Origin of the sequence: Myxococcus guangdongensis, from assembly GCF_024198255.1 — a bacterium.
GTDB lineage: Bacteria > Myxococcota > Myxococcia > Myxococcales > Myxococcaceae > Myxococcus > Myxococcus guangdongensis.
Map to the genome: position 1 here is coordinate 74,317 of NZ_JAJVKW010000001.1, position 24,509 is coordinate 98,825.

At 70.3% G+C, this 24,509-nt stretch carries 24 protein-coding genes; 15 read left to right on the top strand and 9 right to left on the bottom strand.

Features of this window, described 5'->3' with window-relative positions; all coding sequences use genetic code 11:
• The gene (plsX, locus tag LXT21_RS00340) at nt 1–1,062 is read right to left on the bottom strand and encodes a phosphate acyltransferase PlsX (RefSeq protein WP_254036091.1); all 1,062 of its coding nucleotides are present in this window, start codon (nt 1,060–1,062) and stop codon (nt 1–3) included.
• 532 nt (nt 1,063–1,594) lie between these two features.
• Between plsX and rpmF the strand changes: the two genes are divergently transcribed.
• A complete protein-coding gene (gene rpmF, locus LXT21_RS00345; protein ID WP_046714857.1) occupies nt 1,595–1,783 on the top strand; it encodes a 50S ribosomal protein L32 in 189 nt (62 codons plus the stop codon).
• A 137-nt stretch (nt 1,784–1,920) separates the two neighbouring features.
• Here the strand turns inward: rpmF and LXT21_RS00350 are convergent, their stop codons facing one another.
• Nucleotides 1,921–2,523 (bottom strand): YceD family protein, encoded by a 603-nt coding sequence (locus LXT21_RS00350; RefSeq protein WP_254036092.1) that lies wholly within the window; start codon nt 2,521–2,523, stop codon nt 1,921–1,923.
• A 164-nt stretch (nt 2,524–2,687) separates the two neighbouring features.
• On the opposite strand from LXT21_RS00350, the gene LXT21_RS00355 reads away from it, so the two are divergent.
• From LXT21_RS00355 to LXT21_RS00380, 6 genes are read left to right on the top strand one after another with little or no spacing between them, the layout of a single operon-like run.
• Nucleotides 2,688–3,611, top strand: coding sequence for a tetratricopeptide repeat protein (locus LXT21_RS00355; protein WP_254036093.1), 924 nt, complete (start codon nt 2,688–2,690; stop codon nt 3,609–3,611).
• Nucleotides 3,608–4,117, top strand: coding sequence for a hypothetical protein (locus LXT21_RS00360; RefSeq protein WP_254036094.1), 510 nt, complete (start codon nt 3,608–3,610; stop codon nt 4,115–4,117). Before LXT21_RS00355 ends, LXT21_RS00360 begins: the two co-directional genes overlap by 4 nt.
• Nucleotides 4,118–4,173: 56 nt before the next feature.
• Nucleotides 4,174–4,854: a response regulator gene (locus LXT21_RS00365; RefSeq protein ID WP_046714861.1), complete on the top strand. Its 681-nt coding sequence runs from the start codon at nt 4,174–4,176 to the stop codon at nt 4,852–4,854.
• 16 nt (nt 4,855–4,870) lie between these two features.
• Nucleotides 4,871–6,226, top strand: a complete 1,356-nt coding sequence (locus LXT21_RS00370) for a sensor histidine kinase (protein ID WP_254036095.1) — start codon at nt 4,871–4,873, stop codon at nt 6,224–6,226.
• A gap of 12 nt (nt 6,227–6,238) precedes the next feature.
• Entirely contained in the window at nt 6,239–7,183 is a 945-nt protein-coding gene (locus LXT21_RS00375) for a metallophosphoesterase family protein (RefSeq protein WP_223745799.1), read from the top strand.
• Between the two features lie 60 nt (nt 7,184–7,243).
• Nucleotides 7,244–7,747 (top strand): SixA phosphatase family protein, encoded by a 504-nt coding sequence (locus LXT21_RS00380; protein WP_254036096.1) that lies wholly within the window; start codon nt 7,244–7,246, stop codon nt 7,745–7,747.
• Between the two features lie 2 nt (nt 7,748–7,749).
• Here LXT21_RS00380 and LXT21_RS00385 read toward each other — a convergent pair whose 3' ends face one another.
• The 7 genes from LXT21_RS00385 to LXT21_RS00415 form a co-directional block, all read right to left on the bottom strand.
• A complete protein-coding gene (locus LXT21_RS00385) occupies nt 7,750–8,199 on the bottom strand; it encodes a DUF1634 domain-containing protein (protein ID WP_254036097.1) in 450 nt (149 codons plus the stop codon).
• Nucleotides 8,196–9,041, bottom strand: coding sequence for a sulfite exporter TauE/SafE family protein (locus LXT21_RS00390; protein WP_254036098.1), 846 nt, complete (start codon nt 9,039–9,041; stop codon nt 8,196–8,198). The genes LXT21_RS00385 and LXT21_RS00390 overlap by 4 nt, the downstream gene beginning before the upstream one ends.
• A 99-nt stretch (nt 9,042–9,140) precedes the next feature.
• Nucleotides 9,141–9,890, bottom strand: a complete 750-nt coding sequence (locus LXT21_RS00395; protein WP_254036099.1) for a carbonic anhydrase — start codon at nt 9,888–9,890, stop codon at nt 9,141–9,143.
• Nucleotides 9,887–11,428 carry a SulP family inorganic anion transporter gene (locus LXT21_RS00400; RefSeq protein WP_254036100.1) on the bottom strand — a complete coding sequence of 514 codons (1,542 nt, stop codon included), beginning with the start codon at nt 11,426–11,428 and terminating at the stop codon, nt 9,887–9,889. Before LXT21_RS00400 ends, LXT21_RS00395 begins: the two co-directional genes overlap by 4 nt.
• Nucleotides 11,429–11,669: 241 nt before the next feature.
• Nucleotides 11,670–13,013 carry a sigma-54-dependent transcriptional regulator gene (locus LXT21_RS00405; RefSeq protein WP_254036101.1) on the bottom strand — a complete coding sequence of 448 codons (1,344 nt, stop codon included), beginning with the start codon at nt 13,011–13,013 and terminating at the stop codon, nt 11,670–11,672.
• Nucleotides 13,010–14,686 (bottom strand): sensor histidine kinase, encoded by a 1,677-nt coding sequence (locus LXT21_RS00410; protein WP_254036102.1) that lies wholly within the window; start codon nt 14,684–14,686, stop codon nt 13,010–13,012. Before LXT21_RS00410 ends, LXT21_RS00405 begins: the two co-directional genes overlap by 4 nt.
• 74 nt (nt 14,687–14,760) lie before the next feature.
• Nucleotides 14,761–16,158 (bottom strand): hydroxymethylglutaryl-CoA reductase, degradative, encoded by a 1,398-nt coding sequence (locus LXT21_RS00415; protein ID WP_254036103.1) that lies wholly within the window; start codon nt 16,156–16,158, stop codon nt 14,761–14,763.
• Between the two features lie 584 nt (nt 16,159–16,742).
• Here LXT21_RS00415 and LXT21_RS00420 point away from each other — a divergent pair.
• The 8 genes from LXT21_RS00420 to LXT21_RS00455 all read left to right on the top strand — a co-directional run bounded on the left by LXT21_RS00420 (nt 16,743) and on the right by LXT21_RS00455 (nt 24,469).
• Nucleotides 16,743–17,435, top strand: a complete 693-nt coding sequence (locus LXT21_RS00420; RefSeq protein ID WP_254036104.1) for a response regulator — start codon at nt 16,743–16,745, stop codon at nt 17,433–17,435.
• Between the two features lie 92 nt (nt 17,436–17,527).
• Nucleotides 17,528–18,793 (top strand): porin, encoded by a 1,266-nt coding sequence (locus LXT21_RS00425; RefSeq protein ID WP_254036105.1) that lies wholly within the window; start codon nt 17,528–17,530, stop codon nt 18,791–18,793.
• 49 nt (nt 18,794–18,842) lie between these two features.
• Nucleotides 18,843–19,664, top strand: a complete 822-nt coding sequence (locus LXT21_RS00430; protein ID WP_254036106.1) for a phosphate ABC transporter substrate-binding protein — start codon at nt 18,843–18,845, stop codon at nt 19,662–19,664.
• 59 nt (nt 19,665–19,723) lie between these two features.
• Nucleotides 19,724–20,713, top strand: coding sequence for a phosphate ABC transporter permease subunit PstC (pstC, locus tag LXT21_RS00435; RefSeq protein ID WP_254036107.1), 990 nt, complete (start codon nt 19,724–19,726; stop codon nt 20,711–20,713).
• Nucleotides 20,710–21,621 (top strand): phosphate ABC transporter permease PstA, encoded by a 912-nt coding sequence (gene pstA, locus LXT21_RS00440; RefSeq protein WP_254036108.1) that lies wholly within the window; start codon nt 20,710–20,712, stop codon nt 21,619–21,621. Before pstC ends, pstA begins: the two co-directional genes overlap by 4 nt.
• A gap of 48 nt (nt 21,622–21,669) precedes the next feature.
• Nucleotides 21,670–22,413 (top strand): phosphate ABC transporter ATP-binding protein PstB, encoded by a 744-nt coding sequence (gene pstB, locus LXT21_RS00445; RefSeq protein WP_254036904.1) that lies wholly within the window; start codon nt 21,670–21,672, stop codon nt 22,411–22,413.
• Between the two features lie 23 nt (nt 22,414–22,436).
• Nucleotides 22,437–23,123: a phosphate signaling complex protein PhoU gene (gene phoU, locus LXT21_RS00450; RefSeq protein ID WP_223745873.1), complete on the top strand. Its 687-nt coding sequence runs from the start codon at nt 22,437–22,439 to the stop codon at nt 23,121–23,123.
• Between the two features lie 137 nt (nt 23,124–23,260).
• On the top strand, nt 23,261–24,469 hold the full coding sequence (locus LXT21_RS00455) for a ceramide glucosyltransferase (RefSeq protein WP_254036109.1): 1,209 nt from the start codon (nt 23,261–23,263) through the stop codon (nt 24,467–24,469).
• Nucleotides 24,470–24,509 lie beyond the last annotated feature (40 nt).

A 24,509-nucleotide genomic window follows, 5' to 3' on the forward strand; every position in this document is an offset into this window, starting at 1 on the left:
CTAATCGGAAACCGATTGCTCTGTCCCCTTTTTTCCCCTCGGGTGGGCAGGCAGCCAGGACGCGGCGCGGGCGATGCAACGCGTCAACTCCTCCTGCAGTCCGGCCTGGGCGGTGGCCAGCGCGGCGACCAGCGCGTTGTGGATGGCGCGCGGGGACGAGCGACCATGCGCCACGATGCCCACCCCGTGCAGGCCCAGGAGGGGCGCCCCGCCATACTCGGCGTAATCCACCATCTTGCGCAGGCCGGCCAGGGCGGGCTGGAGCAGCATCGCGCCCAGCTTCTCGGACAAGCCGCCCCGCTTCTCGATGGCCTGACGCAACAGTCCGATGACGCCCATGCCCACGCCCTCGGATGTCTTGAGGACGACATTCCCGGTGAAGCCGTCCGTCACCACCACCTGCACGTCGCCGGAGAACAGGTCCTTGCCCTCGACGTAGCCAGCGAAGTCCAGGTCCGACTGGCGCAAGAGGTCGCTCGCCTCGCGCGTCAGGGGGGTGCCCTTGGAGGCCTCCTCTCCGTTGGAGAGCACCGCCACCCGGGGGCGCGCCACGCCCATTCGCAGGCGCACGTAGGCCTCGCCCAGCACGGCGAACTGGGCCAGGTGCGAGGGCTTGCAGTCCACGTTGGCGCCCGCGTCGAGCAGCAGGCAGCGCCCGCCGCCCTTGAGCGCGGGGAAGAGCGCGGCCAGGGCGGGACGCTCCACGCCCCGCAGCCGGCCCAGCGTCATGAGGCCCCCCGCCATCACCGCGCCGGAGTTGCCCGCGGACACGAGCGCGTCCGCGTGGCCGTCGCGCACCAGCTCGAAGCCCACGCGCAGGGACGAGTCGCGCTTGCGGCGGAAGGCCGTGGAGGCGTGGTCGTCCATCTCCACCACCTCCGAGGCGTGGTGCACCCGGAGGTTCGGCGGGGGCAGCCCGCGGCCCAGGTGGGGCGTCACCCTCGCGGTGTCCCCCACCAGGACGACCTGGTGCTCGGGGTGGGCGCGGGCGAAGAGCACGCCGCCCTCCACCGGAGCGGCCGGGGCATGGTCGCCCCCCATCGCGTCCAGGACCAGCCTCATCCCTGCCGTCCCCTCGTCTGTGCGCGTGTCATGTCCCACCCGGCCCGCACCTTCCGGGCGCGAGACGGCGCGCAGGAGACCAGGAACCTCCCAGGGGGGCAACGAATCGCTGGCCTCGCCACGTGGGGTGGGAGCAGGTGGGCGAAGGGCTGGGAGACGCTCCGCATCGGTGCCCCGTACCTGGGGTGGGGTCAGCCCGGCGGGCGGCATGGATCCCCGCGCCACGCCTCCGGACTGGGGCCGGGATGATCCACGCGGGGGCCAGAATGGGCTGGGCGTCACAGGCGTTGTCCCGACGCGCCCCATGGGATATCTGGCCCTGCGGGTGGCCTTCGAGCGCCGAGGTCTGGATGATGGATCCAAGCCATACACGCTCATTGACTCGGACCTTGTGAGCCGCTAGGGTCCGCCGCCTTTCAAGCCGGACAGGGAGTACGCGAGTTGATCGCGACTGCTTCCAGCCCGGCTTTGGACCGACATGTTGCGCAGGGAGCCGGGGACCCCGGCACAGCGCGTGAGACAGAGGTGAGCCGTGGGCGTCCCCAAGAAGCGTACTTCCAAGATGCGTCGTGACCGCCGTCGTGCGGCGAACAACAACCTGCGCACCGCGGTGCAGGTGACCAAGTGCCCGAACTGCAAGGAGCCGGTGATGCCTCACCGCGCCTGCACGTCCTGTGGCCAGTACAAGGGCCGCGAGCTGCTGCCCCAGGCCGAGGCCTGAGTCTGCCTCACTGACGCTCCCTTCCGGGAGCGTCGCCTCAGTGCGAAGGGCCGCGCCTCCCGAATCCGGAGGTCGCGGCCCTTGCTCTTTTCACGACCCCGCCGACCGCACGGGGCCATGAGCACCTCCCCCGGACTTCAGTTGTTGAGCTTGATGTCCTTGAGCTTCGCGAGCCGGGGGTCCACGGGCTTCGTCTCACACTGGCACGTCGCCTCGTTGAGGTTGATGCCGCACTGGCCACACAGGCCCTTGCAGTCGTCCTTGCAGACGAGGTTCATCGGCAGCGCCAGCAGGAACTGCTCCCGGAGGATGGGGTCCAGCTCGATGCGCTTGCCGTCGAAGAGCTCCTGGTCGGCGTCATCCAGCTCGAACGAGCCGCCCGTCTCGCCCTGCTGCCGCTCCTTCTTCTCCATGGACTTCTCGTCGTCGTCCTTGAAGTCGTCGCCGCGGGCCAGCGACTCCGGCACCAGGTTCAGGGTGAAGGACACGGGCAGGGACAGCTCCACGTCCTTCAGGCAGCGTTTGCAGGGGGCCGTCAGCTGGGCGGTGAACTTCCCCTCCAGCAGCACGCCGCCGCTCACCTTGCGCAGCAACGCCTTGAGCTGGGAGGCCTGCGTCACTCGGAAGCCGGTCTCCTCGCCAGACGACTCGCCGTCCAGCGCGGCGCTCAGCAGCTCCTGCGCGATGGGCTCGTCCAGCTTCAGCCCGGACTCATGAATTTGTTCAACCTTTACGAGCATTTACGCGACTTCCCGGTCAAAATGGGGCGGGCAACATAGAAGGCGGACCCTCCAGCGTCAACACGCCCGGGTTCCACAGCACCGCGAAGATGTCACGCCGCCGTCACCACCGGTGGAATGGCCTTCGTGGATCCTCCAGACAACGCTTTGCTAGGGTCGGTTTGATGCACAGGCATGATTCGCCGTCGCGGGTGGGGGCGCTCTTTCTCGTCGTGGGCCTTCTGGCGCCCCCCGGGTTGGCCCGTCCGCTCTTCCCCGCGCCCGTCCTCGCACAGCTCGGTCCCACCAGCCCTCAAATCGACCGCGCGCGCGAGCAGATTGACGACGGCGAATTCGAAGAAGCCCGGCGCACGCTCCAGGAAGGACTGGATGCGCCCGATGTGACGGACGACCAGCTGGTGGAGCTCTACCGCCTGCTCGGCCTCACGGCGCTCTACCTGGGCGACGAGCACCAGGCGCGCGAGGCCTACGAGAAGCTGCTCCAGGCCCGTCCCGACTACGAGCTGCCCCGCACGGCGCCGCCCAAGCTGCGCTCGCTCTACGCGCGAATCAAAGAGGACATCCGCAGCCGGCGCGTGCGCCCCGTCACCCTGGACGTGGACCCGATTCCGGATCCACGCGGCGGAGAGCCCATCGTCGTGGAGGCCACCATCCAGGAGCTGGCGCTCGGCGCCCGCGCGCGGCTGTTCTACCGACGCGCCGGAGGCCAGGCCTACAACTCCGTCGACTTCGTGAAGGACCGCGGCGAGAAGGAGCGCTTCCGCGCCGTCGTCCCCGCCTACGACGTGCCCGTGGAGCCCGAGCCCTACGAGGTGGAGTACTATTTCGAGGTGGTGGACGCGGCGCAGCGCCGGCTCGCCGGACGCGGTGACTCGTTCCAGCCGCTGCTCTTCCAGGTCGCCCCCGAGAAGTCCACCGCCACGGCCGCCGAGGCCTCCGAGGGTCGCCCCTGGTACAAGAGCCCCTGGCTCTGGGTGGCCGTGGGCGCGGTGGCCATCGGCGGCACCGCGGGCGTCGTCGCCCTCACCTCGTCCGAAGACCGCGGCCGCGTCCCCATCACCATCCGCGTGGACCCCTCCCAGCCATGAGCCTGCGCCTCTTGAACGTCCTGCCGCTCGCCGCCCTGCTGGGCGCGTGTGGTGATGCCCCCTCCTCCCACGCCGGCCGCTTCCCGCTGGACGTGACGATGTCGCGCGCGGTGGCCAACGAGGTCCACGCGCTGCAGGTGAGCGTGCTCAAGAACGGCTCGGGCCGCAGTTGCACCGAGCTGCAGCGCACCTGCCTCAACACGCAGGTGAAGCGCGAGGACCTCGTGGTGTTGGAGGACTCGCGCGGCAACGAGGGCCGCGCGCTGCGCTTCACCGTGGACATGGCCGCGCTGCAGAACGGCGGCAGCCAGGCGCTCGAGGTGGATGTGCCGGTGGGGCGCGACTACGCGCTCGTCATCGAGGCCATCGCCGTGGGCTCGCCCTCGCGCTTCCTGGGCAGCTCCTGCAACTACCTGCAGGTGGTCAACTCCGGGAACAACGCGCCGGTGCTGGCCGCGCCGCTGATGCTGACCGAGCAGACCTGCGACCCGAGCATCGCCCCCTGAGCAGCCGTGCGCCCACGCTCCGGGCGCCGCGCCGCCCACTGTCTTAAGAGGACGCCATGACGCGTATCCTGATCATCGAGGACGAGCAGGACCTCGCCGGCCTCGTCGAGTACAACCTGCGGGCCGCCGGCTTCGAGACCGAGTCCGCCAACACCGGCGCCGGGGGCCTGGCCCGCGCGCGCGCCAATCCCCCGGACCTGCTGCTGCTGGACCTGATGCTGCCGGACATCGCGGGCGGCGAGGTGCTGCGGATGCTCAAGCAGGACCCGGAGCTGCGAAAGACGTCCGTCATCATCGTCAGCGCCAAGGGCCAGGAGTCCGACCGCGTGCAGGGCCTGGAGCTCGGCGCGGACGACTACGTGGTGAAGCCCTTCTCCGTGCGCGAGCTGCTCCTGCGCGTCAAGGCGGTGCTGCGCCGGGGCGACGCCGACGAGGGGCCCGCGCAGGTGCTCGCCGCGGGCGACATCCTCCTGGACACGTCCCGCCACCAGGTGCGTGTGAAGAACGAGGAGGTCATCCTCACCGCGCTGGAGTTCCGCCTGCTGCGCACGCTCTTGGAGCGCAGCGACCGCGTGCAGACGCGCGAGGTGCTCCTGTCCGACGTCTGGGGCATCCAGGCCGAAATCCACACCCGCACCGTGGACACGCACATCAAGCGGCTGCGCGAGAAGCTCGGCCCCGCCGGTGACATCATCGAGACGGTGCGCGGCGTGGGCTACAAGCTCAGCCCTCCGTAGCCGACGAGCCCGCGCCATGCCCCTGCGCTACACGCTGTTGCCCCTGCTCCTACCCGCCACGCTGGTGGGCCTGCTCGTGGCCTCGCTCGGGACGCCGAGCGGCGCGATGGCCATGGCGCTCATCACCCTGGCCGGCTCGCTCATGGCGCTGGGGCTCAGCCGCGGCGCGCTGCAGCGCCAGTTGGACCGGTTGGAGCGCAGCACCCGCGGCCGCGCCGAGGGCGGCAACGGCCCCACGCCGGACCCGGACCGGCTGGAAGAAGTAGCGAGCCTGGAGGGCGCCATCGACTCGCTGCACTCGCGGCTGTCCGCGCGCAACACCGAGCTCAGCCAGGAGACACGCACGCTCACCGCCGTGCTGGACAGCATGGCCGAGGGCGTCTGGGTCACGGACGCCGAGGGCACGGTGGTGCGCCACAACGACGCCTTGCGCGGCATCCTCCAGCCCGGCGCGTCCCTCGTCGGCCAGCGCCCCCTGGCCATCCTGCGCGACGACCAGCTCCATGACGCCGTGATGCGCGCCTGCCGCGAGGGCGCCTCCCGTCACCTGGAGCTGTCGCTGGAGGGGCTGTTCCCCCGGACCCTGTCCATCCGGGTGACGCCGCTGGGCAAGGACCTGCCGGGCAGCGCCGCCGTCTTCCACGACGTCACCGAGCTGCGCCGGCTGGAGAAGGTGCGCAAGGACTTCGTCGCCAACGTGTCCCACGAGCTGCGCACGCCCATCACCGCCATCCGCGGCTACGCCGAGACGCTGCAGGGCGGCGCGCTCGGGGACGCGAAGATGGCCCCACGCATGGTGGAAATCATCCACCGTCAGTCCGAGCGCCTCTCCGAGCTGGTGGAAGACCTGCTGGAGCTGTCGCGGCTGGAGTCGCGCGAGGTGAACCTGAAACTCGGGGAAGTCTCGCTCGCGGAGGCCGCCGCGCGGGCGGCCGACACGGTGCGCCTGAAGGCCGAGGGCAAGGGCCACGTGGTTTCACTCCACGTCCCTGCGGGCCTGCGGGCGGTGGGGGACCCGCGCGCGGTGGAGCAGGTGCTGCTCAACCTGCTCGACAACGCGGTGAAGTACACGCCGGCGGGCGGGCGGGTGGACGTGGACGGCGCGTGCGAGGACGGGCGGTGCGTGGTGCGGGTGCGGGACACGGGGGTGGGCATCGAGCCGCGGCACCTGTCGCGAATCTTCGAGCGCTTCTACCGGGTGGACAAGGGGCGCAGCCGGGACATGGGCGGCACGGGGCTGGGGCTCTCCATCGTGAAACACCTGCTCCAGGCCATGGACGGCGAGGTCAAGGTCGAGAGCCAACCGAACGAGGGCAGCACCTTCACCATTTTTCTGCCCCAGGCGGCCCCCGCGCGGTCTGCGACGGGATAGGATGGCGCGACCATGCGGGTCGCCATCCTCGCGGACATTCACGGCAACCTCCCCGCCTGCGAGGCCGTGCTGGAGGACATCGAGCGCTCCGTGGCGCCCGACTTCATCGTCGCGGCCGGAGACCTGGCGCTGCGCGGCGCGCACCCTCGCGAGACGGTGGACCTCATCTTCGACCGCTGCGACTCCGTGCTGATGGGGAACACGGACTGCTACCTCGCCGGGAACTACCTGGGGGGTGCGTACCGGGAGCGGGACCACTGGAAGACGGAGCTTTTGCGCTGGACGCGGGAGCAGCTGGGCGAGGAGCACCTGCGCAAGCTGGGCGCCCTGCCCTTCTCCGTGCGCTACACGCCGCGCAAGGGGCAGGACCTCTTCGTGTGCCACGCCAACCCGCGCAACCTCGAGGAGTCGCTGGACCCCACGCTGGATGACGTGGCGGTGCGCCGCTACTTCGCCCACCTGGACGCGGCCGCGTGCGCCTTCGGTCACCTGCACTTCCCCTATCGCCGCCGCGTGGGCCGCATGCTCATCGCGGACGTGGCCAGCGCGGGCATCCCACGTGACGGAGACTTGCGCCCCGCCTACGGCGTCTTCACGTACACGCCCAAGGGCTGGCGCGTGCAGATTCGCCGCGTGCGCTACCCGGTGCGCAAGGCCACCCAGGCGCTCACCGCGCGCCGCGTGCCCGGCGGCCCGCTGCTCATCCACAAGCTCGTGGAGGCGCGCTACCGCCACCACCACGCGCTGATGGAGGCCGCGCGCCGTCACTCCGGCCTGCCGCCTCCGGGCCCCGTGCTGCGGCCCCCACCGGGCGCGCCCATCCGCAACGCGGCGGTGCCGCTGGAGGGCCGGGCGCCACCGGAGGTGGACCCCACCTCCCTGCCCACGGACATGGACGGAACCGTCACGGACGCGACGCCGCTGCCGCTGGATGTGTTGAACGACCTGGACGGCTGAGTTTTGTCGCCAGGGCGTTGCTTGAGTCGAGGCGCGCCGGGTGGTTGAGGGCAGGCCACCATGTCTCCCCGCGAACTGCCCCTGCTGCTCGTCCGCCACGCCGAAGCCGAGGAAGCCCACGTCCTGGGCGACGAAGCCCGCGCCCTCACCCCCGAAGGCCGCGCCCTGTTCCGCCAGCACGCGCGCAAGCTGGCCCGCCTCACGCCGCTGCGCGGCATCATCACCAGCCCCCTGGTCCGCGCCGTCCAGACGGCGGAGCTGCTCGCCGAGGCCCTGGGCCTGGCCCAGGTGGACGTCCACCCCGCGCTCCTGCCGAAGAAGGGCGCGGCCCGCCGAATCCTCAAGCTCGCCCACGAGCTGGGCCCGGGCTTCGCGATGGTGGGCCACAACCCCTCGCTGGAGAAGGCGCTCGCGCTCGCGCTGGGCGACGACACCCGCGCCCCCGACAAGCTGCGCAAGGGCACGGCGGTGGCGCTGCGCTCCCTCGCAGACGACGGCGGCTACCAGCTGGTCTGGTGGGCCGCGCCGGGCCGCTCGCTCAAGCGCTACGACACGGAGGACTGACGTCAGCCCTCCGCCGCGCCCACCAGGAAGGACACCAGCAGGAGCGTCAGCACGCAGGTGGTGATGGCCACGTAGAGCCGGTCCTTCTGCTGCCGGAAGATGAGCAGCGACAGCGCCACGCGCATCACCGGCACGGCCATCATCACCAAGAGGCCCGCCATGACGAAGGACTGCCCGCGCGCGGCCATGGCGCCGGCCACCACGTCCGCCAGCCCATGCGGCACCGGGTGCGGCGCGGTGAGGCGCTCCAGCGCCTCCGACGACACCAGGTAGTCGGGGTGACGCAAGAACGTCACCACCGTGCCCAGCGTCACCAGCGCCATGCTGGCGAGCACGCCGTAGCGCAGCAAATCGCTGATGAGCAGCTCCGCGCTCAGCGGAGCGGAGCCGGCGGGGGGCACCACCACCGCGCGGACCTCCACGCGGGGCTCGTTCGACCTGGGCTCACTCATGACGACCACCCCTTGCGCAGCATCTCGAAGGCCACCCACAGCAACACGCCCACGAAGAGCGCGCGCAGCCACGCGGCGTTCACCCGGGCCATCAGGTGCCGCGAGCCCAGCCACGCGCCCAGCGTGACACCCACGCACACGGGCCCCGCGATGAACGGGTCGATGTGGCCCCGCGCGAAGTACACGCCCGCGCTGGCCGCCGCCGTGACGCCAATCATGAAGTTGCTCGTGGCGGTGGACACCTTCAACGGCAGCCGCATCGTCAGGTCCATGGCGGGCACCTTCAGCGCGCCCGAGCCGATGCCCAGCATGCCGCTCACCGTGCCGGCCACGTACATCAGCCCCAGCCCCGCCACGGGACGGGTGACGCGGTAGCCCACCTCGCGCCCCAGCGACTCGTCGAAGTAGCTGCCGTGCAGCCCCAGCCGGTCCGCGAGCGCGTCCTCGGGCACCTCGGTGGGGACAGCGTCCGACTTCAGCCGGCGCAGCATCACCAGCGCCGAGTACGCCATGACGGCGCCGAAGACGAGGTACACCCCACGCCCGCCCACCCGACCCGACAGGAAGGCCCCGGTGAGCGCGCCCGCGGTGGTGGCCACCTCCAGGAACATGGCCACGCGCAGGTTGGCCATCCGCTCGCGCACGTACGCCGCCGCGGCCCCGCTGGACGTGGCGATGACGGAGACGATGGACGCCCCCACCGCGTAGTGGATGTCCACCTTCAACAACAGCGTCAGCACGGGGATGAGGATGAGCCCGCCGCCAATCCCCAGGAGCGAGCCCAAAAGGCCCGCGCCCACGGAGAAGGCGAGGACGACGAACGTGAAGAGGAAGGGTGTCATGCGGCGCCGGGCCGCATCCTTCCTCTCCCCCGCCCGATTTCCAATCAGGAGTCACGGCCCATGGCGGGCCGTGCCCCTCGCCTGCTTGCTACGAGACGACTAGTGGCCGCCGGCCACGGCCGACAGGTGCACCGCGCCGTTCGACTGGTTCGCCGCCGTGCCCTCGCCGGGGTGCAGCGAGTCGCCGCCCAGCTCGCGCAGGAGCGCCTCCCCCACCAGCTCCGTCATGGGGATGAAGCGGCCGTGCGCCGGGCGCCACACGTGCACCTGCGCGTTGGCGATGTCGAACCACCACCCGTGCAGCCGCAGCTTGCCCGCCGCCACGCGCTCCTTCACGAGCGGGTAGGAGGCCACGTGCGCCAGCTGCTGGAGCACGTTGAGCTGCGAGAGGCGGTCGTACTCCGGCAGGCCCTCGCCCACCGCGCTGCCCGCGTTGAACGTCTTGAGCGACTCGTTGCCGTGCGCCAGCCACGCCGACAGGTTCGGCGCGCCGGGCACCTGACCGCCGCCGAGCAGCGCCTTCATCGCGCCGCAGCTCGAGTGGCCGCAGATGACCACGTCCTGGACCTCGAGGTTGGAGATGGAGAACTCCAGCGCCGCGGCCTCGGACTGGTCACCCGTGGAGACGCCGTGCGCGTCCGACGCGGGCACCATGTTGCCCACGTTGCGCACGACGAACAGGTCGCCGGGGTCCGTGGACACCATGAGGTTCGGCACCAGCCGGCTGTCCGAGCAGGAGATGAAGAGACAATCCGGAGACTGCCCCTTGGCCAGCCTGGCGAACACGTCTCGGTAAGCAGGCCGGCTCTTGAGCTGGAAGTCCAAGAGACCACGAATGAGCTTCTTCATCGGGCACCTTCTGAGGCGAGAGTGTTGTTGGAAACCTGGTGACCCAGGACAGGACTCGAGGTCTTGGACGTCCCGCTGCGGACCCAGACCTCCTCGAGCGACTCCATGACGACCGAGCCGCCCGTCTTGCGATGCGTGTCACTCCAGCTTTCGATGGCCTCGAAGCCCGAGTGGTCCAGCGTATCCACGGCCAGGTCCACGCGAACCTTGGAGCCCGCGGGAACCTGCGCCAGCGCCGTCGACAGACGGGGAACACCCACGAAGGTGAGCGAGCCGCTCACCACCACGAGGTACTCGTCGTGGGCCTGCTTCACGTCGACCTTCACGCTGCCCAGCCGCCACAACAACCGCAGGATGGCCACCAGCAATCCCAGGCCGATGCCCGCCAGCAGGTTGATGCCGACGACGCCCGCCACCGTCACCGCGTAGACCATGACTTCGCCGCGCTTCTGCAGCTCGCGGATGTGGTGCAGGTTCACCAGCTTGGTGCCGACGACGACGAGCAGACCGGCCAGCACCGTCAGCGGCACCAGGCCCGCCACCGAGCCGAGCGTGGTGACGAACACCAGCAGCAGCACGCCGTGGATGACCGCCGACCAGCGCGACTTCGCGCCCGCCGCGATGTTCGCCGCGCTGCGCACGATGACGCCCGTGATCGGCAGGCCGCCGACGAGCCCGGACACCGTGTTCGCCACGCCCTGCGCGAACAGCTCCTTGTCCAGGTTGGCCCGGGGGCCCGTGTGCATCTTGTCCGTGGCCACCGCCGACAGGAGCGACTCCGCGCTCGCCACCAGCGCCAGCGACAGCACCGCCGCGATGAACGTGCCCCAGTTGCCCGTGGGAATCGCCGGCAGCTGGATGCTGCTGAACACGTTCTCTGGCAGCTGCACGCGCGCCACTTCCGCGCCCCAGAACACCGAGGCCGCCGTCGCGCCCACCACCGCCACCAGCGGCGCGGGGACGAGCTTCAGCTTGCCCTTGGCGAGGAATGGCCACACCACCATCAACCCGATGGTGACCAGGCCCAGCACGGCGGCCGGACCATGCAGGCCGATGATCTGCTCGGGCAGTTCCTTGATGTTCTGCCACGCGCTCGACTGGGGACTGCCGCCCAGCACGATGTGCACCTGCCCCAGCACGATGAGGATGCCGATGCCCGCCAGCATTCCGTGAATCACCGCGGGCGAAATCGCCAGGGCCGCGCGCGCCACCTTCAGGCCACCGAAGGCCATCTGCAGCACGCCCGCCACGGCCACCGCCGCGCATGTCATCGCCAGACCCATGGTCTGGATGAAGCCGAACACCATCACCGCCAGGCCGGCCGCGGGGCCACTCACCTGGAGCGGCGCACCGCCCAACAGGCCCACCACCACACCGCCCACCACGCCGGCGATGAGGCCCGACACGATGGGCGCACCGGAAGCCAGGGCGATGCCCATGCACAACGGCAACGCCACCAGGAACACCACCAAGGAAGCGGGCAGGTCAGCGGCCAGGTTCTTCCAGGCCGAGCCAGCGTTCCCATGACTCGTCGACATCGCCATACACCTCCACGAGAAGACGCCACCGGGGTGGCGCACGCTGAGTCTCGCGGCGCGTCATGGCAATGAATGTGCCACGCCTCAAACCCCTGGATTCACATGCGAATCCCCCCATCAGGGGTGGGCGGGCGATGAAAGGAAACTTCAGTGACCGAGGGCCGACTTCAAGAAATTTGAGCAAGGAACTTGAAGTCCCCTGCCCCGGGCGGCCGGCAGCGGCCCGACTGGCGACAGCGGCTCAGGACTCCTCGAGCTTGCGCAGGAAGGTGGGATACGACAGGCCCAGGGCCTTGGCGGCCTCCATGCGCCGCCCCTCCAGCCTGCCCAGCACGTGCTTCACGTAGAGCCGCTCCACCTCATCGAGCGTGCGAGGGCCGCCGGAGACCACGAAGGCGTCCGGGTCCACCGCGGCGGGGCCCAGGTTGCCGCGGGGCTCCAGCGCCTGGAGCTCCAGCGCGGGGCCGGGCTCGAGCACCAGCGCGCGCTCGAGCACGTTGCGCAGCTCGCGCACGTTGCCCGGGAAGCGGTAGCGCTCCAGGCGGGCCTTCGCCGCGCTGGAGAAGTCCACCGGCCTGCGCCCCAGCTCCGCGCACAGCTCCACCAACAGCGACTCCGCCAGCGGCAGCACGTCCTCGCGCCGCTCGCGCAGGGGCGGAATCTCCACGCGGAAGACGCTGAGCCGGAAGTAGAGGTCCTCGCGGAAGCGGCTCTCGGCCACCTCGCGCGTGAGGTCGCGGTTGGTGGCCGTCACAACGCGGGCGTTGCTCGTCAGCTCCGTCGTCCCGCCCAGCCGCCGGAAGGCGCCCTGGTCCAGGAAGGTGAGCAGCTTGGCCTGCAGGCTCAGGGGCAATTCGCCAATCTCGTCGAGGAAGAGGATGCCGCCGTCGGCCACCTCCACCAGCCCGCGCCGGGCCGCGCGCGCGTCGGTGAAGGCGCCCCGCTCGTGGCCGAACAGCTCGCTCTCCACCAGCGCGGACGGCAGCGCCGCGCAGTTGACGTGCACGAAGGGCCCCTGCCCGCCCTGCACGTTGTGCAGGTGCCGCGCGAGCACCTCCTTGCCCGCGCCCGTCTCGCCGGTGATGAGCACCGGGCTGCGCGGCGCGGTGGCGATGCGCTCCATCATCTGGAGCGCGGCCACCATGGCCGGCGCGCGAGGACGCAAGAGCCGGCGCCGTCCGCCCAGCTCGCTCTCCGCCTGGCGCAGCCGCTCGTGCAACTGCAGGTCCTGCGCGGCCCTGCGCGCGCGCAGCACCAGGTCGTCCAGCTCCACGGGCTTGGACAGGTAGTCGCGCGCGCCCTGCTTGATGGCGTCCACGGCGCTCGCGATGTCGCCATGCGCCGTCACCATCATCACCGCCGTGTCCGGGAACTGCGCGCGCAGCTCCGGCAGGAAGTCGATGCCGTCCCCGTCGGGCAGGCGCCGGTCGAGCACCACCACCTCGGGGGCCTGCCTCGCGAGCGCCGCGCGGGCGTCATGGAGCGAGTGCGCCAGCGTCACGCGGAAGCCCTCGTGACGCAGCACGGTGGCCGCCAGCGAGGCGAAGGTCCGGTCGTCATCCACCAGCAGCAGATGGGTGTTCATGAGGTGCGCTCCAGGGGCAGCCGCAGCGTGAAGAGGCTGCCCTGTGGACGGCGGGTATAGGTCAGGCTTCCACCATGTGCCTCCACGGACGTGCGCGCCATGGGCAACCCCAGGCCCACGCCCTTGGCCCGTCCGGTGGCGAAAGGCTCCCACAACCGGGGCTCCAGCCGGGGGTCCACCCCGCCCGCGTTGTCCTCCACCACCAGCACCGCCTCCGGGCCCTCGCGCGACAGGCTCACCGACACCCACGGCGAGGGGCGCAGGCCCGTGTCCTTCGCCACCGCGCCCGCCTCCACCGCGTTGCGCACCAGGTTGTCGACGGCGGACACCAGCAGCGCCGCGTCCCCCTGCACGGTGAGATGCTCCTCCAGCGACGTGCGCAGCTCCACCGTCTCCGACTCCGGCAGCATCCGCACCGACTGCAGCGCCTCGCCCACCAACAGGTGCAGCTCACAGCTGCGGCGCAGCGCGGCGCGGGGCGCGCCGAACGACAGGAGCGAGCGCGCCAGGTGCCCCAGCCGCTCCACCTGCGAGCGCAGGCCGATGACCGGCAGCTCGCTGCCCGCGGGCGTGGTCCTCAGCACCGACAGCGCCGCCTGGATGCCGTTGAGCGCGTTCTTCACCTCGTGCGCGATGAGCGCGGCGGCCGTGCCCAACGCCGCCATGGTCTCCTGGCGACGCAGCCGCTCCTCCGCCGCGAGCAGCGAGCGGTAGGAGTGACGCAGCAGCACGAGGAACAGGCCCAGCGTGCAGGTGAGCAGCGCGATGTGGAAGGCGAGCTGGCGCAGGAAGCGCGAGCGCAGCCCAGCGGTGGCGGACTCCTCCTCCTCGAGCACCACCAGCAGCAGCTCGCTCCTGCCCACCCACGCCGCGGCCCCCATCAGCCGCGTGCCCTCCAGCATCAGCGGCCCGGGCGCCTTCGCCAGCGCGCGCAGCGACTGCGAGAAGTCCTCCGCGTGGCTGAAGGTCGCCGACGGCAGGAGCAGCCGCCCGCGCGCGTCCATCAGGAACAGCGCCGTCTCCTCCGTGGCGCGCGTGGGCAGGGCCTCCGTGCGCACCTCGCCGAGCAGCACGCCCTTGAGCTGGCCGTCGTTCATCATCGGCACCGCCACCACCAGCGGGCCGCCCTCGCCCTCCAGCAGGTCGATGGTGGGCGCCTTCCTCTCCACCATGCGCTGGAACCAGGGCCTGCGCGTAATCGGCGTCGCGCCCAGGGACATGCCGGGAGGGTCGCTCCACACGCGCTCCCCCTTGGGGCCCAGCAGCGCCACGCCCTCGGAGAAGAGCGACGAGTGGTAGAAGGCGCTGTCGAGCAGGGCCTGCTCCGCGGGGGACGCGCCGTCCTCGGGCAGCAGCATGGGGTGACCCGCGACGCGCGCGAGCTCCGCCTCCAGGAGCAGCAGGTGGACCCCCAACGCGTCCGCCTGCACCCGGGCCTGGTTGGACAGGTGGCCGAGCAGCTCCTCGCGCGCGTTGTCCACGTCCTCGAGGTAGCCGAGGACGGGGCTCGTCAGCGCCACCACCCCCACCAGGCCCAGGCCCAGGAGCGCCGAGCGCCCACCCCTCCGCTGCTCCTGCGCCAGCTCCCCGGGCGTGGGCGTCAGCGTGGGCAGCGGCAGGTGGCGCAGGGGCGCGGTGGAGGGTGGCGCGGGAGGCGGTTCGGGCGGGGTCATGGCGTGCTCGCCCCGCCGTTGTGGCACAGCCCCCGCGCCTGGGGAACCGACAACGCGCTGGCGTCAGCCCGCGCTCACTCCAGGTCCTCGCGACGACGCAGGTCCACGGTCGGAGGCGGTGGCGCCAGGCTGGCCGCCTCCCCTCCACCGCGCATCCTGTCCAACACCTGACGCGCCCGGTCCGGCTTCACCTCGCCCTCCTGCACGAGCAGCGCGGCGATGGCCTCCACCCACTCGGGCGGCGCGCCCACGCTCGAGGCCACGGTGCGCGCATGCACCGTCATGTGGCCCCGCTGCACGCCCGCCGCGCCCAGTTCGCGCAGCGCCGCCAGGTTCTGCGCCAGCCCCACCGAGACGAAGATGCACGCCAGCTCCCGCGCGCTGGGACGCCCCAGCAAGGTGAGCGCCGACTGGACCCCCGGGTGCGCCTGGAGCGTTGCGCCCACGGTGCCCAGCGCGAGCGGCAGCTGGATTTCGCCCAGCAGGTTGCCGCCCTCCCTGCGCCACACCGACAGCGGGCCGTAGCGCCCCTTGAGGGCCGCGAACGCGTGCGCGCCCGCCTCGATGGCGCGCCAGTCCTGCCCCGTCGCGAGCGCGAGCGCGTCGATGCCGTTCATGATGCCCTTGTTGTGCGCGGCCGCCCGGTACGGGTCCGCCTGGGCGAAGCGGCTGGCCTGGACCACGCCCTCCGCCACCTCCGTTCCGGACAGCCCGAAGTCCCCCAGCATCCGTTCGGGGATGGAACAGCGCGCGCGCGCCAGGCACTGGGCCGACAGGTGCGTCAGGGCTCGCACATAGACCTTGCCCCCGGTGAGCTGCTCGATGCGCGGCGCCAGCGTCTCCATCATCGAGTCCACCACGTCCGCGCCCTGCGCCTCCCGGGTGTCGACGTGCACATGCACCACGAGCAGCGGGTCCATGCCGGGCTCCGGCGAGGGCAACAGCCGGACCTCCACTTCCCGCGCCCCGCCGCCCTCCTGCGCCAGCTGCGGGTGCAGGCTGTTGGCCAGCGCGAGCAGCTCCGTGCGGGCCTCCAGGATGCGCGCCATGGCGAAGCTGGGCGGACCGAAGCGGGTGACCTGGATCTGCCCGAGCATCAACGACGGGTCCGCCTCCGCGAGGAAGCCGCCCACCTCCCCCACCAGCTTCGCCGCGAAGGAGGCCGCGGTGATGATGGACGGCTCCTCCACCACCATGGGCACCGCGTAGACGCGCCCGTTCACCTTCAGATGGAGCCCCAGCCCCAAGGGCAGGCTGAAGAGCCCCACCGCGCTCTCCACCGCGGACAGGGTCGTCTGCATCCGGGGCCCCTGCTCCCCGGTGAGCCCGCTCAACGCCTCCGCGTCCAACCCCAGCTCCACCCCCACCCGCTCACGGCGCTCCTCCAGCGACAGCCGTTGGAAGCCGGCGAACACGGACTGGGTGGACCTGTCACCACGAACGCCCTGCGTATCCAGAAACTCATCCGTCATCGATCACCTCACGCCATGACAATCCCTCTCAAATGAGTCACACACCACCCACGAGCAATATGACACATCACCACCCCCTGGGAGCCATTGTCTCCCCGTGGACGTTCGTGCCCCGAGGCGGTTCGTCAGCCCACAGATGCATTGAACCCGAGCACAGGGAACCCCGTCCCGAAGCAACGGGCCAGGTCTCATGGACGATTCCTTGCATCAAGGCCTTACAATCCTTCCACACTAATCCCGGGTGTCCACTCCATCAGCCCGCAGCCGGACCCGCACGCGCCTCGTCTGTCTTTGCAAAGACTTGCAGCCCGCGCTTCGTTCGCCGCGTGCAACACGTGCGGGCTGTCCGGCACGTGGAGGCGAGGTCTCCCCAGAAGACGTCCGGGCCCCCGGACCTGTCTTCAGTAATGGGCTGGGGCTGGCGGACGCAGGCCCCCTCGGTCCCAGCGCCATGTCACATTCTTGTCAGAACTTCTCAGCCCGCAATCCTGGCGGCTCGCTCGCCCTGAAATCCGCCCGCATCACACAATCGTTGCAAACGCGTCACGTGCATGGAAATCGGGCCACGCAGACTCCTGGGCGCCATGGCCCACGTCCTCATCGTCGACGACGAACCCGATCTCGCCCACCTCATCGACTTCAACCTGCGCGACTCCGGCTTCTCCACCCAGCTCGCGGGAACGGGCGAGGCCGCCCTCATCGCGGCCCGCGAGAAACCTCCCGAGCTCGTGCTGTTGGATTTGATGCTCCCCGACATGTCCGGCATCGATGTCTGCCGGCAGCTGCGCGCCCAGGCCCAGTCGCGCGAAATCCTCATCGTCATGCTCACCGCGAAGGGCGAGGAGGCGGACCGCATCCGCGGCTTCGAGGTCGGCGCGGACGACTACGTCGTCAAGCCCTTCAGCGTCCGGGAGCTGGTCCTGCGCCTCAAGGCCATCCTGCGCCGGGGCGGCACGCCGCAGACCACCGCGGACACGGCGCCCCTGGCCCTGGGCGCGCTCAAGCTGGATTTGTCCGCCCACCGCTTCTACGTGGAGGAGAAGGAGGTGCCCCTCACCGCGCTGGAGTTCCGACTGCTCGGCCACCTCATGACGCGCACGGGCCGCGTCCAGACGCGCGAGCAGCTCCTCGAGGAGGTGTGGGGACTGTCCTCGTCGCTGGAGACGCGCACCATCGACACCCATGTCATGCGCCTGCGCGACAAGCTGGGCCCGGCCCGCACCCTGCTGGAGACGGTCCGCGGTGTTGGCTACCGCATCGTGGATCCCACGCACTGACGTTCGTGACCTGGATGTCACAAGGAGGCCGCGAAACAGCCACAGACCTTCCCTAAGAAGCCCGTTTCGTGACCCTCCCGAAACCTTCCTCGATGCGTCTCGCCACCCTTCTCACTCTCTGTGTGGCTCCCGGCCAGGTCCTGGCCCAGGAGCCCCCGTCGACGCCGGCCGGAGAGGCCGCCCCCCAAGCGCCCTCCGCCGATACCCAGACGCCCTCCGAGCCGCCTCCCGCCGACAGCGCGCCGGCGGACGCGGACCTGGACGAGCGGATGACCAACGCCGAGGGGAAGGTGGCCGCGCTCGAGGAGCAGAACGCGGAGACGAAGGTGGACCTGTCCGCGCTCAAGAAGCTGAAGATTTCGGGCTACGTCCAGGCGCGCTACCAGTACCAGCAGAGCCTGGATGACAGCGGGACGGGCGGCTTCAGCCGCTTCACCGTGCGCCGCGGCCGCATCAAGACGACGTACACCACCGACTGGTCGCAGCTGATGCTGCAGATCGACGCGGTGCCCACGACGGGCGTCACCGTGCGCGACGCCGAGGCCACCCTCTACATCCCCGGCACCCATCAGCAGATGGGCCTGACGCTCGGTCAGATGAAGTGGCCCTTCGGCTACGAGGCCGTGCAGTCCTCCGCCGACCGCGAGATTCCCGAGCGCACCCGCGTGGTGCGCGCCTTCCTGCCCGACGAGCGGGACCGCGGCGTGAAGTTCGCCGGCAACTTCCTGGGCGGGAAGCTCAACTTCAGCGGCGGCGTGTTCGACGGCGACGGCATCTTCAACCAGGGCTACGTCGGCTCCGACAACGACAAGGAGAAGGACGCCATCGGCCGCGCGGGCTTCGATTTGGGCTGGGTGTCCGGTGGCGTCTCCGGCTGGTACGGCCACACCATCACCAAGGGCCCCACGGACACCTACCGGAAGGCCTACACGCGAGACCGTCTGGCACTGGACGCCCAGCTCTACCTGGACGTGCTGCCCATCGGCGCCACGGCCATCAAGGGCGAGTTCATCACCGGAAAGTCCTACTGGAAGAGCTCCGGGGACGTGAAGATCGAGCAGCCCGGAGTGCCCGCCAGCGGATGGTACGGGCTCATCGTCCAGAACGTGGGCCTGACGGACGCGGTGGCCGTCCGGTACGACTTCTTCGACCCGGAGAATGGACGCAAGAACAGTACGTCGGAAGGACGTCCAGCGAGCACCAACTCGGTGGGCACCCTGGCCGTCGCCGTCCTCCACTACTTCGGGGAGCACTTCAAGGTCACCGCCGCCTACGAGATGCCCGTGACGGCCGCGCCCGGCGCCCCGAAGGATCCACACGACAATCTCTTCACGCTTCAGATGCAGGCTCGCTACTAGGCCCTACCTTCCCACCGACTCACAACGCTTCGTCAAGGAGCCGACCACCATGAAGACTTTCATTGGTTCACTCATCGCGGGCCTGCTGCTCGCCCTCCCGCTCTCCGCCCATGCGGGCAACGTCACCGTGAAGGGCTCGGACACCATGGTCATCCTCGGGCAGCGATGGGCCGAGGAGTTCATGAAGACCACGCCCGCCACCAAGGTGCAGGTCACCGGCGGAGGCTCCGGCGTGGGCCTGGCCGCGCTGCAGAACGGCACCACCGAAATCGCCATGTCCAGCCGTGAAATCAAGGACGCGGAGAAGCAGAAGCTGCGCGCGCGCTACAACACCACCGGCGTGCAGATTCCCGTCGCCAAGGACGGCGTCACCTTCTACGTCAACGAGGGCAACCCGCTGACGGCCCTCACCGTGGAGCAGCTGCGCGGCATCTACGTGGGGGATGTCACCAACTGGAAGCAGGTGGGCGGCCCCGACGCGCCCATCATCGTCTACTCGCGCGAGAACTCCTCGGGCACCTACGTCTTCGTCAAGGACCACGTCCTGGACGGCGAGGACTACGCCGCCTCCGCCCAGACGCTCCCCGGCACCGCCGCCGTGGTGAACGCCGTCTCCAAGGAGAAGAACAGCATCGGCTACGGCGGCTCCGCCTACGCCAAGGGCATCAAGGAGCTGAAGATCAAGAAGGGCAACGAGGACATCGCCCCCTCCGCTGAGAACATCAAGACGGGCAAGTACCCCCTGTCGCGCGACCTGTACTTCTACCTGCGCAACAAGCCCGCCGGGGAGGCCAAGGCGTTCATCGACTACGCCCTGTCCCCGGAAGGCCAGGCCGTCGTCACGAAGGTCGGCTACTTCCCGGTGAAGTGACGCGGGCAGTCACACGAATGTCACGCGAGGCCGGAAGGTACATGGATAGACAGGCCGTCATGGAGCAGGGTCTCACTCAGCCTGTGGTCGCGCCCACGCTGTCCCCGGCCGCGCGGCGGCGGCAGTTGAAGGAGAAGGCCATCGCGGGGTTCATCACCCTGATGGCCTTCACCGGCATCGCGGCGCTCATCCTCATCATCATCTTCGTGGCGAAGGAGGCGCTGGCGCTCTTCACCGAGGCCGAGGCCCGCCACGAGGCCAGCCTGTCCAAGATGTTCCTGGCCCAGGACGTCGCGCCCGGCCGCCCGGCCTTCCGCTGGCAGCCGGTGTCGAAGGTCCCCAAGGTCAGCATGATTCCGCTGTTCGTCGGCACGCTGAAGACGACGGCGGTCTCCATGCTCGTCGCGGTGCCGCTGGGCATCTTCGGCGCGCTGTTCGCCGCGGAGTTCGCGCCCCGGCGCCTGCGCGAGCTGCTCAAGCCCGTCATCGAGCTGCTCGCGGGCATCCCCTCCGTCGTGCTCGGCTTCTTCGCCCTGATGGTGATGTCCACGTTCGTCAAGGACCTCTTCGCCTTCGACCGGCCGCTCAACGCCATGGTGGCGGGCCTGGGCCTGGCGCTCGCCATCGTCCCCGTCATCTTCACCGTGTCCGAGGACGCGCTCACCGCGGTGCCGCGCAGCTACCGCGAGGCGTCGCTCGCGCTGGGGGCCACGCCCTGGGAGACGGCCTGGAAGGTGGTGCTCCCCGCGGCCGCCCCCGGCATCCTCGCCGCGTGCGTGCTGGGCTTCGGGCGCGCCATCGGTGAGACGATGATCGTCCTCATGGCCTCCGGCAACGCGGACGTCATCTCCTGGAGCCTGGGCGATTCGGCCCGCTCGCTGTCGGCCACCATCGCCGCGGAGATGGGCGAGGTGGTGGTGGGCAGCCCGCACTACTCGCTCCTGTTCTTCATCGGCGTGCAGCTCTTCCTCTTCACCTTCGTGCTCAACCTGATGGCCTCGACCTGGACGAAGCGGGTGGTGAAGAAGCTCACCGGAGGTGCGGCGTGAAGCCCGGCACCCGCCGCGCCGTGGGCCTGCTGCTCACGTCCCTCACGGGCCTGGCCGCCTTCGTCATCATCGCGGTGCTGGCCATCATCCTCTTCAACGTCGCAGAGAACGGCGCCGGGGGCGTCACCTGGACCTTCCTCAGCCAGCCGCCCGCGGACGGCATGATGGCGGGCGGCATCTTCCCAGCCATCTTCGGCACCGCCGCGCTCACCCTGCTGATGACGCTCGCGGTGATGCCGGTGGGCGTGCTGACGGCGGTGTACCTCCACGAGTACGCGCCCCCCAACTCCCTCTTCGCCCGCTTCGTGCGCGTGGCGGTGGTGAACCTGGCGGGCGTTCCCTCCATCGTCTTCGGCCTGTTCGGCCTGGGCTTCTTCATCCTCTTCGTGGGCCAGGGCATGGACCGGGCGCTCGGCCACGAGGAGATGTACTGGGCCCAGCCCGGCATCCTCTGGGCGTCGCTGACGCTCGCGGTGCTCACGCTGCCCGTCGTCATCGTCTCCACCGAGGAGGCACTGCGCGCCGTTCCCATGGACCACCGCACCGCGAGCCTCGCGCTGGGCGCCACCCAGTCCCAGACGCTGGCGCGGGTGGTGCTGCCGGGCGCGCTGCCGGGCATCCTCACCGGTGCGGTGCTGGCCATCTCCCGCGGCGCGGGCGAGGTGGCGCCCATCCTCTTCACCGGCGCGGCCTACTTCCTGCCGGACCTGCCCTCCCACCTCAACTCGCAGTTCATGCACCTGGGCTACCACACGTACGTGATGGCCACGCAGTCGCCGGACGTGGAGGCCACGCGCCCCCTGCTCTACTCGACGGTGCTGGTGCTGCTCCTGCTCACGTTCGCCCTCAACCTCGTCGCGGTCATCATCCGGACCCGCACGCGCCGCAAGGCCGCGGGCGCCCACTGACGGTACACGCCCTCCATGTCCCTCACGCCCAACGCTCCCCGCCCGAAGATGGAGGCCCGCGAGCTGACGCTCCGGTACGGCGCCAAGGAGGCCATCAAGACGGTCTCCCTGGCCATCCAGGACCGGCGCGTCACCGCCCTCATCGGCCCGTCCGGCTGCGGCAAGTCCACCTTCCTGCGCTCGCTCAACCGGATGAATGACTTGATTCCGGGCGCCAACCACACCGGCACCATCCTGCTGGACGACACGGACATCCATGACCGGAGCGTGGACGTGGTGGACCTGCGCCGCCGCGTGGGCATGGTCTTCCAGAAGTCCAACCCGTTCCCCAAGAGCATCTTCGAGAACGTCGCCTACGGCCTGCGCGTGGGCGGCATGAAGGACAAGGCGGCCCTGGCCCAGCGCGTGGAGAAGTCCCTGCGCGGCGCCGCCCTGTGGGACGAGGTGAAGGACCGGCTGCACGAGAGCGCCCTGGGCCTGTCCGGCGGCCAGCAGCAGCGCCTGTGCATCGCCCGCGCGATGGCGGTGGAGCCCCAGGTGCTGCTGATGGACGAGCCGGCGAGCGCGCTGGACCCCATCGCCACGGCGAAGATCGAGGAGCTCATCCACGAGCTGAAGGCGACCTACACCATCGCCATCGTCACCCACAACATGCAGCAGGCCGCCCGCGTGTCGGACCGGACTGCTTTCTTCTACATGGGTGAGCTGGTGGAGTGCGGGCCCACCGAGCAGATCTTCACCAACCCGCGCGAGAAGCGCACCGAGGACTACGTCACCGGGAAGTTCGGGTGAGCGCAGAGAAGGGATTGTCGCAGATGCCGTTGACCCACACGGACAAGGCGTTCGAGCAGGACCTGAGGGACTTGCGCGAGAAGCTCCTCGCGATGGGGGCCAAGGTGGAAGGCCTCATCGCCCAGAGCATGCGCGCCCTCACGGACCGCGACAGCGCCCTGGCGGAGAAGGTCGTCGCGGCCGACAAGGACGTCAACCGGCTGGAGGTGGAGATCGACGAGCTGTGCCGGCGCATCCTCGCGCTGCGCCAGCCGGCCGCCAGTGACTTGCGCCTCATCACCACGGCCTTGAAGATCGTCACGGACCTGGAGCGCATCGGCGACCTCGCCGTCAACATCGCCGAGCGCTCCATGGACTTGAACCAGGTGCCGCCGCTGGCGCCCTACGTGGACACGCCCCGGCTGGCGGAGCTGGCCCAGCAGCAGGTGAAGCGCTCGTTGGATGCCTTCGTGTCCAACGACGTGGCGAAGGCGGAGGAGGTGCTCCAGGGGGATGACCTGCTGGATGCGCTGTTCCTCAAGATCTTCAACGAGCTGCTGGCGTACATGATGGAGGACTCTCGCAACATCCGGCGGGCCACCGCGCTGATGTTCATCGCCAAGCACCTGGAGCGCATCGGCGACCACGCGCTGAACGTGGCGGAGATGGTCGTCTACATGGTGCGGGGCAAGGACATCCGCCATCCGCGCAGCCGCAACCTGGGCGACTAGCCCCGGCGACTTCACTCCGCCGTCACGTGGAATTGCCCGGGGCGCCCCGGGCGCTCCCCACTGCTGACGCGCGGGTCCCCTAGCGTGGAAACCGGTCGCGCGATGACCGCGCGCCAGTCCCCGGGGACCGCCCGCGCATGTCGCTCGCCTCCGCCCTCCTGCTGTTCGCCTCCTGCTTCGGCCTCACCGCGCTCGCCATCCAGTACGTGCTGGTGCTCCGCCACCGCCGGGAGGCGCCTCGGGCCCTCCCCGCCGGCGCCTGCTGGCCGGCCATCTCCATCCTCAAGCCCCTGTGCGGCGCGGATGACGACCTGGAGACCAACCTCAAGCACTTCGCCCACCTGGACTACCCCGGCGCCTATGAAGTCGTGCTGGGCGTCAAGGACACGCGCGACGCGGCCTACCCCGTGGCGTGCGAGGCGGTGCGCCGCTGGCCCGGCGTCATGCGCCTGGAGCTGCAGGAGGGCGCCCCCGGCCTCAATCCGAAGGTGAACCAGCTCATCACCCTGGCGGACCGGGCCCGGTATGACCTCTTCGTCATCAGCGACAGCAACACGCGCGTGGCGCCCGGCTACCTGGAGGAGATCGCCGCGGGCTTCGCGGACCCCACGGTGGGCTGCGTGACGCACCCCGTCTCGGGCATCGGCGAGAAGAGCCTGGGTTCGCTCCTGGACAACCTCTACCTGACGTCCAGCGCGGCGGCGGGGATGATTGGCGCCAAGCGCTTCGCGGACCAGGACATCGTGGTGGGCAAGTCCATGGCGCTGCGGCGCTCGGACGTGGACGCGCTGGGCGGCTTCTACTCGGTGCGCGACGTGCTCGCGGAGGACTTCGTCATCGGCCAGTGGGTGACGCGCAAGTTGGGGCGCCGCGTCGTGGTGGCGCGCGCGCCCGTCTACAACGTGTCCCTGGGCAAGAGCGTGCGCGCCTTCTTCCAGCGCTACCTGCGCTGGAGCGTCATCCACCGGACGGCCGTGACGCCGCCCACGTATGTCGCGCAGTCGCTGCTCAACCCCGCGCCGCTGGCGGTGGCGGGCGCGCTGGTGAGCCCCTGCCTGGAGTCGGTGACGCTGGCCATGCTCGTCGTGCTCGGCAAGGTCCTGGTGGACCTCTGCGCGTTTCGCGCGCTGCGTCCGCAGCCGGTGTCATGGCGCGTCGCGCCGGCGGTGCTGCTCAAGGACGCGCTGCTCTTCATCGCGTGGTGGCACGGCGTGTTCTTCCGCACGGTGGACTGGCGCGGGACGCGGCTGCGCGTGGGCCCGGGCACGCGCCTGTTGCCGCCGCGCGCGAGCGTGTCCACGGCGAACGCGGCGCTGACCCCTCGGGACGAGTGGGTCGCCGGCTGATGCACAGGTGTTTCATCACGCTCGCGACGGATTCACGTGG